Raw genomic sequence first — 15,669 nt, 5'->3', positions numbered from 1 at the left:
TTTTCAAGTGCCCGCCGTTTGCACAAATCGCAGCGGCGGGCGTTTTCATTTACACCTTTGCCGGATCGTAGTTTAACCACGGTCCCAACCATCTCTCAGCCTCCCCAAGTGTCATTCCTTTGCGCTGGCTGTAGTCCAGCACCTGATCGCGTTCCAATTTGCCCACGGCGAAGAATTTTGAATCTGGGTGACCAAAGTAGAATCCGCTCACGCTACTGCCTGGCCACATGGCGCACGATTCCGTGAGTTTGATGCCCGTCTTCTTCTCCACGTCCAGCAGCTCCCACAGTAACCGCTTCTCCGTGTGATCTGGGCATGCCGGATAGCCCGGGGCAGGGCGGATACCGCGATACTTCTCCTCGATCAAATCTTCGCTGCTCAAGTTCTCTGTCTTGCCGTAGCCCCATTCTTCGCGCGCCTTCTTGTGCAAGTACTCCGCGAATGCTTCCGCCAAACGATCGGCGATCGCCTCCGCCATGATCGCGTTGTAATCATCCAGCTCTGTCTTGTATTTCTTCACCAGATCATCGAGCCCGATGCCCGTGGTGACTGCAAATGCACCGAAATAATCCGCCGTGCCTGCTGGTGCCACAAAATCCGCGAGCGACCAGTTCGCCACACCCGCTTCCTTATCATGCTGCTGACGCAAGAAGTGCAGCGTCGTGCGCGTCTGCGTGCGCGAATCATCCGTGAAGAGTTCCACGTCATCCGCGCCTTTGCGATTCGCCGGGAAGAACCCGTAAACCGCCTTCGCTCGGATGAGCTTCTTCGCGATGATCTCATCCATCAACTTGTTCGCGTCATTGAACAGCTTCGTCGCCTCCACGCCATACTTCTCGTGTGTGAGGATGGAGGGATAACGCCCGCGCAATTCCCACGTATGGAAGAACGGCGACCAATCGATGAACCCGCGCAACGTCGCCAAGTCCATGTCCTCGATGACTCGTGCGCCCGTGAACTCCGGCTTCGTCAATCCCTCGTAGCTCAGCTTCGGTGCGTTCGTTCGCGCTTGCTCGATGCTGATCAGCTTCTGCTGTGGTCCAGCATGTTGTTGGCGCAGCTTCTCGTAATCGTCGTTAAGCTTCTGCACGAAGCCCTTCTTGTCATTTGGATTGAGCAGGGTGGTGGTCACCGGCACCGCGCGACTCGCATCCAGCACATGCACCACCGGCTGGCTGTAGTGCGGAGCGATCTTCACCGCTGTATGGGCACGACTCGTAGTCGCACCACCGATGAGCAGGGGAGTCTTGAGTCCGAGACGCTCCATCTCACGCGCCACATGCGTCATCTCATCGAGCGATGGTGTGATCAATCCGCTGAGGCCTATGATGTCTGCGTTCTCCTGTTTGGCCCGTTCGAGAATCTTCTCGCACGGCACCATCACGCCCATGTCGATTACTTCGAAATTATTGCACGCCAGCACCACGCCCACGATGTTCTTGCCGATGTCATGCACATCGCCTTTCACTGTAGCGAGCACGATTTTGCCTTGTGCCTTGACTGTTTGACCAGCCGCCGCCATCGCCGCTTTTTCTGCCTCCATGAACGGCGTGAGATAAGCCACCGCTTTCTTCATCACGCGTGCGGACTTCACTACTTGCGGCAGAAACATCTTGCCCGCACCGAAGAGGTCACCCACCACGCTCATGCCATCCATGAGTGGCCCTTCGATCACCGAGAGCGGCTTGCCCAGCTTCGCCCGTGCTTCTTCCGTGTCTGTATCGATGTAAGTATCGATGCCTTTTACCAAGGCATGCGAGAGGCGCTCTTCCACTGTGCCCTTGCGCCACTCTTCTTCCTTCTTCTCGGCACTGGCAGTGACACCGCTACTCGCGGCCTTGAGCTTCTCACCGTGAGTCACGAGCCGCTCCGTCGCATCTGGACGACGATTCAGCAACACATCCTCCACGAGCTCTTTCAATTCCGGTTCGATCTCTTCGTAAACTTCGAGCATGCCGGCATTCACGATGCCCATGTCCATGCCCGCCGCAATCGCGTGATAGAGGAATGCGCTGTGCATTGCCTCACGCACCGCATTGTTACCGCGGAAGCTGAAAGAGATGTTGGACACACCACCGCTGACCTTCGCGTGCGGCAAGTTGTTCTTGATCCAACGCGTCGCCTCGATGAAGTCCACGCCGTAGTTGTTATGCTCCTCGATACCAGTCGCGACAGTGAGGATGTTCGGGTCAAAAATAATGTCTTCCGGCGGGAAGCCCACCTCGTTCACCAATATCTTATAAGCCCGCTCGCAGATGCGGATCTTGTCGTTATATGTCGCCGCCTGGCCGTTTTCATCAAAAGCCATCACGACCACCGCCGCGCCATACTTCAAAATCTTGTGCCCGTTCTCGCGGAACTTCTCCTCACCTTCCTTCAGCGAGATGGAGTTCACGATGCCTTTGCCTTGTAGGCATTTCAGGCCAGCTTCGATGACTTCCCACTTCGAGGAATCCACCATGAACGGCACCTTCGCTACTTCCGGCTCCGAAGCGAGCAATTGCAGGAATCGCGTCATCGCGGCTACACCATCGATCATGCCCTCATCCATGCAGATATCGATGACGTTCGCGCCATTTTCCACCTGCTGACGTGCGATACTGACTGCCTCCTCGTATTTCCCTTCCTTGATTAACTTCGCGAACTTCGGCGACCCCGCCACATTCGTCCGCTCGCCAATCATGAGATACGTGCCGATCTGTTGCGTAAAAGGCTGCGATCCGCTTAAGCGTAAAGGCTTGGTCGGTTCATTCACTTGCGTTGAAGGAGCAGGGGAAGCGGGTGCGTTGAAAATTTTACGCCCGGTCTTCGCCGCCACTTCTCGTGGATGCTTCCCTTCCAGCGCCTTCGCGATCGCCGCGATATGCTCCGGCGTATTACCACAGCACCCGCCCGCGATGTTGATCAAACCACCCTGCGCGAAATCCGTGAGATAGTTCCCCATGTCCTCCGGCTTCAGGTCAAAGCCAGTAGGGGAGAGCGGATTTGGCAGGCCGGCATTCGGATAGCATGAGATGAAGGCATCGGACTTCGTGGCGAGTTCCTCTAGGAACGGCCTCATCAAGTCCGGCCCGAGCGAGCAGTTCAGTCCGATCGCCAGTGGCTGAATATGCTTCATCGCATTCCAGTACGCCTCCACCGTCTGCGCCGAGATCATTGTTTCGCCGCCCCGCCCGACGGCTGCAGAGATGATGACGGGCAACTTGACCTTGTCCTCGTCAAAGATTTCCTGAATGGCGACCAGCGCCGCTTTCGCATTCAACGAATCAAAAATCGTCTCCACCATCAAGATATCCGAACCACCCGCAATGAGCGCCCGGATCTGGTTGCGATACGCCGCCTTCACCTGGTCAAAAGTCACCACGCGGAAACCTGCATCATCCGCATCCGGTGAGTTCGAGAGCGAGACGGTCAGCGGTCCTACTGCACCAGCAACAAAACGCGGCTTGCCATCCTTGTTCGCAATCCGATCTGCCCACTCGCGACATTGCCGGGCGGATTGCTCGTTTATCTCCCAAGCCAGTTCATTGAGGAACTTATCGTCGATGATTTTCTGGTAAAACTCCGGATCTTTCCGCCCACCATGCTCACGCGGATCATCCACGAAGAATTCACTCTGCCCGATGCTCGTCGCAGAGAAGGTATTCGTCTCAATGATATTCGCACCCGCCTCGAGGAAGCGGCGGTGAATATCACAGATCATCTTCGGCTGCGTCAGCGAAAAGAGATCGCCGTTATTCAGCAGATCCTTCTTCGAGTCGGCAAAGCGTTGCCCACGGATATCCGCTTCCTTCATCCCGTACGTGCGGATGGTTGTACCCATCGCACCATCGATGATGACAATGCGCTCCCGCAGAAGCTTCTCCAGCACCTCGCCCGAACCAACCGTATATTTAGATGACGTAGCCACGTTTATGTAAAAGGGAACCACTTATCTGGCACCCATTTGTCTGCTGAATCTAAACACGAAATGATTCTTCATCAAATTAAAAATCAACGTATCTTGATATGTAGATATGAACACTCTTCGTGACGATGGCACAAATAACCTGCAATTATCCATTTTGAGTTGGTAAAATCATCTGATACTGCTTTTACTTCTTTTTCTGTTGCCATATCGGCCTCCTTGCTGCATATAAAGTGTCGTAATCAAGGGATTTCGTCAAATGAAAAATGCAGAAAAGAAGCAGATGCTGGCAAAACGCCTCTTGGATTGCCGCATCGCTAAAGGTTGGTCTCAACGTCAAGCTGCTGATGCCATGGATGTTGCATTGCGTTCCGTGCAGTCATGGGAGATGGCCCAGACCTTGCCGCATCCCGCCAAGATCCAGAAGATTTCCGAAACCTACAATCGTCCTATCCCATGGTTTTATGGTGATGACTCCACGGCACCTCGCGCCTTGGCTGCGCAATGGCAGGCCGAAGGTAAAAGCCATAGCGTTCCCGTAGTCAGTTGGGCCTCAGCGGGGCAGGGGGGTGATTTTGCCGATTTGTCCGCCCAGATCGATGAATACCTGAACAGCGATTGCCAAGACCCCAACGCATACGCGCTCATCTTGGAGGGCGACTCCATGACGCCTGAGTTCAAGTCTGGTGACCGCGTCATCTTCCTCCCGAATGAACAACCGCGTAACGGTGATGTCGTCGTCGCGCGTCTGGAAGAGTCTGGCGATGTCCTCTTCAAGCTCTACCACACCTACGGCCCGAATAACGAGATGGTGCGTCTCACCAGCTACAATCCTGTTTATCCGTCCTTGGAATACCGTCGTGACCAGTTCCGTTTCATCCATCCTATGCATAGCCTTATCCGCTATCGTCGGCGTTAGGGAGGAAATCTTCGCTGTTCATCGCTGATTACCAGCAGTTCGTAAAAGGTGTGAGTTGGGTTAAATATGATTCGAGCACTTGGTGTAACGCGATTAGGAGGATCTGCCCGATATATTGGATGCTGAATTGTTAGTGTTATTGGTGACGGTTGGGCAAAATAATACACGGTTTGCCTTAAATAGCTTGACCCCAAGGAATTAGCCGACTTACGATAAATTCCAATTAGGCATAGTTCATGTTTGCGCAGATTAAAGGCCTGTTCTCCAACGACATCGGCATTGACCTTGGGACAGCGAACTCACTCGTTTATGTTCGCGACCAAGGCATAGTCTTGCGTGAGCCTTCGGTCGTCGCCATTGAGGCGGGGACCACCAATGTGCTCGCCGTGGGTGAGGAAGCCAAGCGGATGCTTGGGCGCACCCCGGGTAATATTGTCGCCATTCGTCCAATGAAGGACGGCGTGATCGCGGATTTCGAGATCACGGAGGCGATGTTGCGGCACTTCATCCAAAAGGTTCACCATAGGAAATTGATCGCCCCCCGGGTGGTGGTGGCGGTGCCTTCAGGTATTACTGAAGTGGAAAAGCGGGCGGTGAAAGATTCCGCCACGCATGCCGGAGCGCGAGAGGTCTATCTGATCGAACAACCGATGGCTTCGGCCATTGGCGTAGGTCTGCCGGTTCACGAACCGGCGGGCAACATGATTGTGGATATCGGCGGCGGTACTTGCGAGATAGCGATCATCTCGCTGGCAGGTATCGTGTTCAGCCGCAGCTTGCGCGTAGGGGGAGATGAGTTTGACGAGACCATCATCGCCCACATGAAGCGTGCCTATAACTTGATGATCGGTGAACGCACCGCGGAGGAGATCAAGATCCGGATCGGATCGGCCTTTCCTCTGGAGCAGGAATTGACGCTGGAAGTCAAAGGCCGTGATCTGGCCGCAGGTCTGCCCAAAACGCTGACCATCCGCTCCGAGGAGATACGCGAGGCACTGAAGGAACCTCTCAACAGTATTTTGGAATCAATCCGCATCACGCTGGAACGCTGCCCGCCAGAATTGTCCGCCGACCTGGTGGACCGGGGTATCGTGATGGCTGGTGGTGGGGCGTTGCTGCGCGGCATTGACCGCATGGTGGCGCAGGAAACCGGCCTGCCGGTGCATATCGGCGAAAGCCCGCTAACGGCTGTCGCAGAAGGCACTGGCCGTGTCTTGCAGGAACTCTCGTTCCTCAAGCGCGTGGCCTCAAGCCGCAGTTGATACCACGATAGTTAAGGAGACAAATCCCACTCAGTTCTGCGTTTGCCCCGAACAGTTTTTGTGACGGGTAGAACAGATGTTTAAACGGGCGCACTATGTGGCCATGTCAGCAGTACTGCTTTTAGTGCTGCTGCTGCTCAGCCTGCCGGACCAGACAGCCGCGCGGGTGAAGCTGGCCGTCTCGGCGCTGTTCCTCCCGCTCTTCAGCATTGGGCAATCCACACAAACCGCTACGGGCAAAGTTGCGGACATGACGTTACCCAAGGGAGTTCTCATCAACCAGATGGAACAGATACGGCGGGAGAACGAGGAGTTGCGCATCGTGAAGATGCAGGCGGACTCCATCAAGATGGAGAACGACCGTTTGCGCCAGATGATCCAGATGAAGCCGCAGACAATCTGGAAGCCGAGAATGGCCAAGGTGATCGGACGCGATCCGTCAAATTGGTGGCGAACGATCCAGATCGATATCGGCAGCGCAGAAGGTGTGAGGGCGAACTTGCCCGTGATGACCTCACAGGGATTGGTAGGTAGGGTCCACACGGTGGGGCAACACCGGGCGCTCGTAGTCCTTATCGGCAGCCAGGATTGTAAAGTGGCAGCGGTGGTGGACAAGTCGCGTGAGAAGGGTGTGGTGGGCCCGTCAAGTTCTGCGGCGGTGCTGGACCCGAATCTGGTGGAAATGACTTATCTGACGCGTAACAGCAAGCTGGAACCGGGACAGGCGGTGTATACGAGCGGTCACGGCGGTATTTTTCCTCCCGGCATATTGATCGGCAGTATCGTCGATACCCAGACGGTCGAACATGGGTTGTATGTGGATGCACGGGTGAAGCTGGCAGTGAACGTGAACCAACTGGAGGAAGTGTGGGTGCTCCTGCCCCCTCAGCAAATGCCATGAACGCGCTCACACTCACAGTCATCATGGCGGCGACCTTCGGGATCGTCTTCGCGCAATCCACGGTGGATTTCATCCGGGTGTGGCTGGGGGCGCAGATCGATCTGTTGCCGGCGTTGATCGTGTATGCAGCCCTGACGGGGAATCCGCTGCTGACGAGTTTGATCGCGGTGTTTGGCGGGCTTTGGCTGGATTCACTGTCGCTCAATCCGCTGGGCATCACCATCGGTCCGTTGATGATCGCAGGCATGGTGCTGATGCATTTCCGGGAACTGGTTCTACGGGAGCAGTTGTCGGCGCAAATCATCATCGGAATGGTGGCCGGAGCGGCAGTGCCGCTGCTGGTGGTATTGCTCTCGATAACGCTCGGCAAGCAGCCGTTGCTCGGGTGGGGTTCACTCTGGCAATGGTTGGTGATGAGTGTGGGATGCGGCTTGGCGACGCCGCTGATCTTTCGCGTGTTCGACCTGGTGGATCATTGGTTGAGCTACCAGCCGTTGCCGGAGACGACGTTCAATCATAATCGCGAGATGAAGAGAGGACGCCACTAAAGATGCTGATCGTGGACCAATTGAAACGGGGTGACGCGAAGTTGCGCTGGCTAGCCATAGGCGTGCTGGCGGGCATGCTTACGCTCGCGACCGGGCTGTGGTTCCTGCAAGTGGTCAACTATAAGAAGTATGAGCAGAGTCTGGTGACGCAATCGTATCGCACAGTGCGTGTGCCAGCGGTGCGCGGACGGATACTGGATCGCAATGGGGAAATACTCGCCGAGAGCCGTCCTTCGTACAACGTGAATCTGTATCTGGAAGAGTTAAGCCCGTACTTTCGCAGCCAGTACAGGCTCGTGCGGAGTAATGAGCTTGCCCGGATCGAGCAGGAGAACAGGGTGTTGCCTGAGGGTAAGAAAAAACGGTTGCGCCTGACTCAAACGCAGATCGATGCCATGGGCCGCGAAGCGAGATTCGCCGTGGTCAACAATCTGGTGAGCCGGATATCGCAGGTGTTGGGCGTGCCATTGACCCTGACTGAAAAAGAGTTTCGGAGGCATTATGAGACGAAGATATTCATGCCGTTGCCGGTGGTGGAGAATCTGACTCCGGAGCAAGTCGCGCGGTTTGCGGAGAGCCTTTCGACTTTGCCGGGCGTCGACTTGCAGGTGCAATCTTTGCGCTATTATCCGCATGAAAGCCGCGCGGCGCATCTGCTGGGTTACATGGGCAAAACCGAGAAGGCGCCCGGAGAGATCGAGGATGTCAAATTTGACTACCGTCTGCCGGATTTCAAAGGGATGGTAGGTATCGAAGGAGCGTTTGATGAGGAATTGCGCGGTATGGCGGGCGTGAAATCACTGCTCGTAAACAACCTGCAGTATCGGCAGGCAGAGAACTTGTGGCAACCGCCGATACCAGGGGATGATGTGATTCTGACGATTGATACACAGGTGCAAAAGGCGGCGGAAGATGCGCTCAAAGCACAGGGTTTCGGTGCCCGTGCTGCCTTGGTCGCCATGGATGTGAGAAATGGCGATATCCTGGCGATGGCCTCGGCGCCGACATTTGATCCAAATTCTTTCGTGCCCAGCATCACCCATGCAGAATATGCAAAAATAAATGATCCCGAGCTCAAGCCGATGCTTAATCGCGCCTCCTTTGCGATCTACCAGCCCGGTTCAGCGTTCAAGATCGTAGTCGCGCTCGCCGCCTTGGAGGCGGGGAAATTGAACCCCCATGCGCAGTTTGAGAGCCGGGGCTTGTACTTTGTTGGAAAGGAAAAGAAGAATTGCACCGCTGGAGCAGGCAGTTTCGATTTCCGCCGGGCCTTCATCAAATCTTGCAACTGCTATTTCATTGATCACGGACTGGATGCGGGACTGGATAATATTTTACGGATGGGCCATCAATTCTGCCTGGGTGAGAAGACTGAACTGCCCACGCGGCAGGATGTGGGCGGATATTTTCCTGAGGTCGGGACGCGCCGAAAGAACATGGGCGGGCAGTGGACTGCCGGTGACACGGCGAATTTGAGCATCGGGCAGGGTGACATAGCGGTGACGCCCGTGCAAATGGCCGTGATGACCGCCGCCGTGGCCAATGGCGGCAAGGTGTTTTGGCCGCGCCTGGTCGACCGTCTGGAGTCAGAGGTAAACGGGTTTCGCAAAGTGGCGGAAATATTTCCCAAAGGCCATGTGCGCAATGAGATCAAGTTCAACCCTGCCCATCTGAAACTGGTGCAAGAAGCGATGCGCGACGATGTCGCCGATCCCGAAGGGACGGGCAAGGGTGCCGCGATCAGCGGCTGGCAAGTGTGCGGCAAGACGGGCACTGCCGATGCAAAAACCATGCGCACGACTTGGTTTGTCTCTTACGCCCCCTTTGACGCCCCGCGTTATGCCGTTGTGGCGATGGTGGAAAGCGGCGCTTCTGGCGGCAGAACCTGTGCGCCGATGACCAAATGGGTTTACGAAGCACTGCAAAAGCTGGAACAGAGCAACCGGGTGACCGGTGCAAACTGGACGCCAAATAACGGATGATTGGAAAAGCATCATTGAACACGCGCGAACCACGGCTGGACTGGCTGATGGTGGCGAGCCTCTTTGGCCTGATGGTGTTCGGAGTGCTGTTCATCTTCAGTGCCACGATGAATCGTGAAGGTGCCGCCCAGCTCGCCCTCTGGGATCAGCCCTATTTCCGGCAGATGATCTGGTATGCCGCAGGCACATTCTGTGCAACCGTGGTGTGTCTGGTGGATTATCCGATTCTCACGCGTTGGTCATTGATCGCTTATTGGGCATCCATCCTGTTTCTGCTGGCGCTTTATATCCCGGGCGTGGGAGTGGACAACGGCTGGGGTGCCAAGCGATGGATCAAATTCCCATTCTTCCAGATACAGCCATCGGAATTCGCCAAAATGGCGTTCATCCTGTTCATGGCGCATTTCCTCAGCCGGCCAGTGGATGAATTGCGCCAGCCCAAGATATTTTTGAAATCGCTTGGATTGATGATTTTGCCGTTTGTGTTGATTTTGAAGGAGCCAGACCTGGGATCGGCGCTCGTATTCATTCCGGTGGGCTTCGTCATGATGTTTGTGGCGGGCGTTCCGGTGCAGTTTCTGCGACGGTTGATAGGCGGGGTGACGATCGTCGTAGCGTTGGTGATGGTTGATGTGCTTTTCGCCCCCAAGAATTTGCAGTTCATCAAGCTCGAGGATTACCAGAAACAAAGGCTCCTCGTTTACTTTGGCCTGGATTTTGCCCCGCCCGGTGCGACCGAAAGGGAACGTGCGGCGGCCAAGGCTGTCCAGGATACAAAATCGTACAACATCAGACAGGCACTGATCTCGGTCGGATCAGGCGGGTTGACTGGCAAGGGCTGGCGTGAAGGCACGCAGAATGCCCTGGGTTACCTGCCGCGCGCCGTCGCCCATAACGACTTCATATTCTCTGTCATTGCCGAGGAGAGCGGATTCGTGGGCAGCGCGACGGTCCTGGCCCTGTACACTGTGATGTTGTTTACTGGCATAAGGATTGCCAGCCAGGCACGCGATCGCCTGGGTAAAATCATGGCCAGCGGGGTGGTAGCCCTGCTGTTCAGCCATGTGTTCATCAATATCGGCATGAACATCCGCATCATGCCTGTCACGGGCATACCACTGCCGCTGTTAAGTTACGGCGGGTCTTCAGTGTTATGTTCGCTGATCGCAGCAGGCCTGTTGCAGAACATCTATATACACCGCAAATCGTATTGATATGAGTGACCGTAATTTTTCACGACGCCGCCGGCCCGGCATGCGCTTCCGCCCACCGGGTGGTCCACAGGCGCCCAAGCCTGACAAACAGGCTCAGGACGCCCGTGCCGCGGTCGTGGGGGAAACCATCTCAGATGAGCCGGTATTCCAACGGCATCGCAGTGAAGGTGAGATCGAACGCTCAGAGAACATCGCAGCTGGACTGCCTCCCGGGGGACCGGTCGAAGGCGAAGTCTCCGATGCTGACGCGCCAGCCACCGTCCTGCCTCCTGAAGAGGAAAAATCCTTCGTGCCCGTGCCTGTGCCGGACGCGAAACCGCGTAACTTGCTCGAGTCCATCAAGCAGACGGCCGAGAAGGTCATCCGCAAGGTGCAGCGCCTCATCAAGCCGCCAGAGAAACGCATCCACAAGGAAGTGGTGATCAACGCCGAGTCTCTCGAGACTCGCGTGGCCGTGCTCGAAGAGGGCAAGCTGGAAGAGTTCACCATTGAGCGTACCTCGGAAGAGCGCCTCGTGGGCAGTATCTTCAAGGGCAAGATCAAGAACCTCGAAGACGGCCTGAAAGCCGCGTTCGTGGACATCGGTTTCGAGAAGAATGCCTTCTTGCATTACTGGGACATCGTCCCGAGCAACCTCGACTCCGGCGTAGAGCTGGTGGATCGCGGTAACAAACGCCGCGAGAAGCCGCGTATCACGCAGAAGGACATCCCGCGCCTCTATCCTGTGGGCAGCGAGATCATCATCCAAGTGACCAAGGGGCCGATCGGCACCAAGGGCCCGCGTGTGACCACGCACTTGGCTTTGCCGGGACGTTACCTCGTGCTGTTGCCGAACTCCGATCAGAGCGGTATCTCCCGCAAGATTGAAGACCCGGAAGAGCGCCAGCGTTTGAAAAAGATTCTGCGCGAGCTTTCCATCCCGGAGGGCATGGGTGTGATCATCCGTACGGTGGGTGAAGGCCAGCAGAAGCGTTACTTCGTGCGCGATCTCGCCATGTTACTGGACGAATGGAAAGAGATACAGGAACGCATCAACAAGCAGCCCATGGCCACTTGTGTATTCCAAGAACCCGACCTCGTCGAACGCACCGTCCGCGACTTCCTCACGGAAGATGTGGAGCGCATCGTCATCGATAGCCCTAAGGAATACGACCGCATGCGCGAGCTGATCGGCCGTATCTCCAAGCGCTCGATGGGCAAGGTGAAGCTCTACAGCGAATCGCAATCCATCTTCGACCGGTTCGGCATCGCCCGCCAGTTGGAGAACGCGTTCTCACGTCAGGTCCATTTGAAGAGCGGCGGTTACATCGTGATCGATGAAACTGAGGCCTTGGTAGCTATCGACGTGAACACCGGCAGCCATAAGGGCAGCAAGGACCAGGAGACGACCATCCTCAAAGTGAACCTGGAAGCGGCGGAAGAGATCTGCCGCCAGTTGCGTCTGCGCAATATGGGCGGTTTGATCGTGCTGGACTTCATCGATATGAAGGGCCGCCGTGATCAGCAGATGGTTTACAACCGCATGCGCGATGGTTTGCGCCGCGACAAGGCCAAGACGCACATCCTGCCCATCTCCCAGCTCGGTCTGATGGAGATGACGCGCCAACGCCACAGCGAGAGCGTGCGCTCTGCCGTGTACGACGATTGCCCGTACTGCAAGGGCAAGGGCAAGGTGAAGAGCTCTGAGACGATGAGCGTCGAGATCCAGCGCAAGCTGGGCGAAATCCTGAAGAAGCGCGGTCGCGATGAATCGGACTTCCAGCTCAAGATCGTGGTGCATCCGTCCGTGCTGCAACGTCTGCGCACGGAAGATGAGAAGCTCCTCATCGAGATGGAGAAGCGCTACTTCGGCAAGCTGGCGTTCCGTGCGGAACCAGCCTTCCACGCCGAGGAGTTCAAGATCCTCAACGGCATCAATAACGAGGAACTCGCCCACGTTGGTGGTTAAGTTCTGAAGGGATAAAATTCAAAAGCCCCGGAGATCTCTCTGGGGCTTTTTGCTTCAGCAAGCATCGAAAAGGCGTTTGTCTTTTTTTTTGAAATTTTCGGCCGCAAAAATAATTTTTCGTAACGTGTTAATGGATAGTCGGTTAGGTTTGTTTTGTGCGCTTGATAAAAAGAGAGGGTAGGACAGCCATTGTCCTAGTGACCGGTTTAGGATGAGGTATGAAAAATAAATCAGAAGCAAGGAAGGCAAAAGTTAAAGATGGGAAAGCATCCGACACCAAACATCGAAAGCGGGAGGGTGAAAAGTAGATGAAAAATCGGTGCAGGTTGTGATTTGACCTGACCCGTGGTGCTGCCTACAGTCCGCTTTCTGTTTTATGAAGATTTTGATTTGTGATCCGATTTCGCCGAAGGGTATCGCGCTCTTTAAGCAGCGCCCGGAGTTCAATGTCGTAGTCTTGGACAAGCGTCTGCCGGAAGCGGAGTTGCTGCCGGTGGTGGCCGATGTGGATGCGATCGTGGTGAGGTCGGAGACGAAGATTTCCAAGAACGTGCTGGATGCGGCGAAGAAGTTGAAGGTGGTCGGTCGCGCTGGTGTGGGTGTGGATAACGTGGACGTGGAGTATGCCACGACGAAGGGTGTGATCGTGATGAACACGCCGGGCGGTAATACTGTGACCACGGCGGAGTTGACCTTCTCGATGATCCTGAACCTTGCGCGCAAAGTTCCCCAAGCGCACGGCACAATGGTGGCGGGCAAGTGGGATCGCAAGGCGTTCCAAGGGGTGGAACTGCTGAACAAGACTCTCGGCGTGCTGGGCATGGGCCGTATCGGCAGTGAAGTGGCGAAGCGGGCGCTGGCCTTCGGCATGAAGGTGCTGGCTTATGATCCGTTCCTGACGGAAGCGCGGGCAAAAGCGATGGGCGTGACGCTCAGCGGTGATTTGGACGAGATCTATGGTGCGGCTGATTTCATCACGGTGCATATGCCTGTGACGGAACAGACGAAAGGCATGTTGAACGCCTCGGCGTTCGCGAAGATGAAGCCGAATGTTCGGATCGTGAATTGCGCACGTGGTGAGATCATCGTGGAGGCGGATCTGCTGGCGGCTTTAGAATCGGGCAAAATCGCAGGCGCAGGTCTGGACGTCTTCGCAGAAGAGCCGTTGGCGGCAGATCATCCATTCCGCAAACATCCTTCGCTCATCCTCACGCCTCATCTTGGCGCGAGCACGAATGAGGCACAGGAGAAGTGCGGTATCGAAGTGGCGGAGGTCATCGCGGGTTACTTGCTCACGGGCGAAGTCCGTAATGCAGTGAACATGCCTTACCTCGATGCGAAGACGTACGAGCAGGTGAAGCCGTATCTGACTCTCGGCGAGAAGCTCGGCAAGTTGATCACGCAGCTCGCACCGAGCCAAGTGGATCGCATCCACATCACATATGGCGGCAAGGCGCAAGAGTTGCCGAACATCGATCCAGTGACGCGCGCTGTTATCCAAGGTTTCTTGAGCAAGGCGTCGGTGAAGGATTTGAACAATATCAACGTGCGGAGCGTCGCATCTACGTTGGGATTGACGGTGGAAGAGAAACGCTCGACGGAGCCGGTGACGTTCAACGAGTGGTTGCACGTGCAGGCGTTCCAAGGCGAGAACAAGGTGGTGTCGGCCGGCGGCACGTTCTTCGGTTCGCCGAACAATCCGCGTATCGTGCGCCTCTTCAGCCAGCCGGTGGAGATCGTGCCGAACGGGGTGTTGATGTTGCTGAACAACAACGATCGTCCGGGCATCGTGGGCCATGTAGGTACGCTGCTGGGCAAGCATAAGGTGAACATCGCGAACATGAGCCTGAGCCGCGATACCGCAGGTGGTCAGGCGTTAACGGTGTTGAGCCTCGACAGTTTGCCGCCGAAGGAACTCCTGGCAGAACTGGAGAAGGATACGGACATCACCAATGTGAAGGTCGTGAATCTGTAAGGATAGAAATATGAAGTCTTTTGGTAAATGGTTGGTAGCGATCATTGGAGCAGCGAGCTTGATGCAAAACGCGCAAGCGGCTGAGCCGTTATTCGCGGACAAGGTGCTCGTCAAAGGCAAGGGCGTGGAGCTCAAGCAAAGTGAGCTGGATGACGCGATCTTGGGGTTGCGCGCGACCATGGCGGCACAAGGGCAGACACTCTCGGAAGCTGACCGCGTCCGTCTCCGCACGAACTTGGTGGATCGTATCGTGCTGTCACGCCTGATTGTTAACCGAGCGACCGCAGACGAGAAGAGCGAGGCGAAAAAAGCGGCTGAGAAAGTGGTGGAAGAGGCGAAGAAGCGCGCCCCAAATGAGGAAGCGTTTAAGCGCCGCCTGGAGGCGGTGGGGATGAAGTATGAGACGTTCCTCCAACGGGCGGAAGAAGAGATGATCGTCCGCAAAGTGGTGGAACGTGAATTGGCCAATACGGTGGTGATCAGCGAAGATGCGATCAAGAAGTTCTACTCCGAGAACGAGAAGGCGTTTGACCAGCCGGAGATGGTAAAGGCCGCACATGTTCTCCTGGTGACGCTGGATTCGACAACGCGCACGGATTTACCCGAGGATCAAAAGAAAGAGAAACGGGCGAAAGCAGATCAGGTGCTGATGAAAGCCAAGGCGGGTGAAGATTTCGCCAAACTGGCGAAGGAGTTTTCGGAAGACCGTGGTTCAAAGGATAACGGCGGCGAGTATACCTTCCCGCGCGGCAAGATGGAGCCGGAGTTCGAGGCGGTGGCGTTTGCATTGCTGCCCGGACAGATCAGCGATGTGGTGACATCGAAATACGGCTATCACATCATCAAGGTGATCGAGAAGATGCCGGCCAGAAAGATTCCGCTCACAGAAGTGTCATCGCGAATCAAGGATAGCTTGCAGGCCCAAGAGGTGCAGAAACAACTGCCTGCTTATTACAAAAAGGTGAAGGACGAAGCGAAGCTCGAGTATTTTCTGGACGAAGAGAAGTGAGAAG

Annotated in this window: 10 protein-coding genes; 9 read left to right on the top strand and 1 reads right to left on the bottom strand. The window is 55.8% G+C overall.

Features of this window, described 5'->3' with window-relative positions; genetic code table 11:
* Positions 1-49: 49 nt before the first annotated feature.
* Positions 50-3,910: a methionine synthase gene (gene metH / locus VGH19_16300; GenBank protein ID HEY1172931.1), complete on the bottom strand. Its 3,861-nt coding sequence runs from the start codon at positions 3,908-3,910 to the stop codon at positions 50-52.
* A 256-nt stretch (positions 3,911-4,166) separates the two neighbouring features.
* On the opposite strand from metH, the gene VGH19_16295 reads away from it, so the two are divergent.
* From VGH19_16295 to VGH19_16255, 9 genes are all read left to right on the top strand, one after another.
* Positions 4,167-4,826 (top strand): S24 family peptidase, encoded by a 660-nt coding sequence (locus VGH19_16295; GenBank protein HEY1172930.1) that lies wholly within the window; start codon positions 4,167-4,169, stop codon positions 4,824-4,826.
* A 236-nt stretch (positions 4,827-5,062) separates the two neighbouring features.
* Positions 5,063-6,088: a rod shape-determining protein gene (locus VGH19_16290; protein HEY1172929.1), complete on the top strand. Its 1,026-nt coding sequence runs from the start codon at positions 5,063-5,065 to the stop codon at positions 6,086-6,088.
* 103 nt (positions 6,089-6,191) lie between these two features.
* Positions 6,192-6,989 carry a rod shape-determining protein MreC gene (mreC, locus tag VGH19_16285; GenBank protein ID HEY1172928.1) on the top strand — a complete coding sequence of 266 codons (798 nt, stop codon included), beginning with the start codon at positions 6,192-6,194 and terminating at the stop codon, positions 6,987-6,989.
* On the top strand, positions 6,986-7,537 hold the full coding sequence (locus VGH19_16280) for a hypothetical protein (GenBank protein HEY1172927.1): 552 nt from the start codon (positions 6,986-6,988) through the stop codon (positions 7,535-7,537). Before mreC ends, VGH19_16280 begins: the two co-directional genes overlap by 4 nt.
* An 11-nt stretch (positions 7,538-7,548) precedes the next feature.
* On the top strand, positions 7,549-9,519 hold the full coding sequence (locus VGH19_16275) for a penicillin-binding transpeptidase domain-containing protein (protein ID HEY1172926.1): 1,971 nt from the start codon (positions 7,549-7,551) through the stop codon (positions 9,517-9,519).
* Positions 9,520-9,533: 14 nt separating this feature from the next.
* A complete protein-coding gene (rodA, locus tag VGH19_16270; protein ID HEY1172925.1) occupies positions 9,534-10,733 on the top strand; it encodes a rod shape-determining protein RodA in 1,200 nt (399 codons plus the stop codon).
* Position 10,734: 1 nt separating this feature from the next.
* A complete protein-coding gene (locus VGH19_16265; GenBank protein HEY1172924.1) occupies positions 10,735-12,681 on the top strand; it encodes an Rne/Rng family ribonuclease in 1,947 nt (648 codons plus the stop codon).
* 376 nt (positions 12,682-13,057) lie between these two features.
* Positions 13,058-14,656: a phosphoglycerate dehydrogenase gene (gene serA / locus VGH19_16260; GenBank protein HEY1172923.1), complete on the top strand. Its 1,599-nt coding sequence runs from the start codon at positions 13,058-13,060 to the stop codon at positions 14,654-14,656.
* Positions 14,657-14,666: 10 nt separating this feature from the next.
* Positions 14,667-15,665, top strand: coding sequence for a peptidylprolyl isomerase (locus VGH19_16255; GenBank protein HEY1172922.1), 999 nt, complete (start codon positions 14,667-14,669; stop codon positions 15,663-15,665).
* Positions 15,666-15,669: the final 4 nt, after the last annotated feature.

The organism is Verrucomicrobiia bacterium, assembly GCA_036405135.1.
Taxonomy (GTDB): domain Bacteria; phylum Verrucomicrobiota; class Verrucomicrobiia; order Limisphaerales; family JAEYXS01; genus JAEYXS01.
Note: the sequence above shows the minus strand (reverse complement) of the source record. Positions and strands in the feature narration are given on the sequence as shown.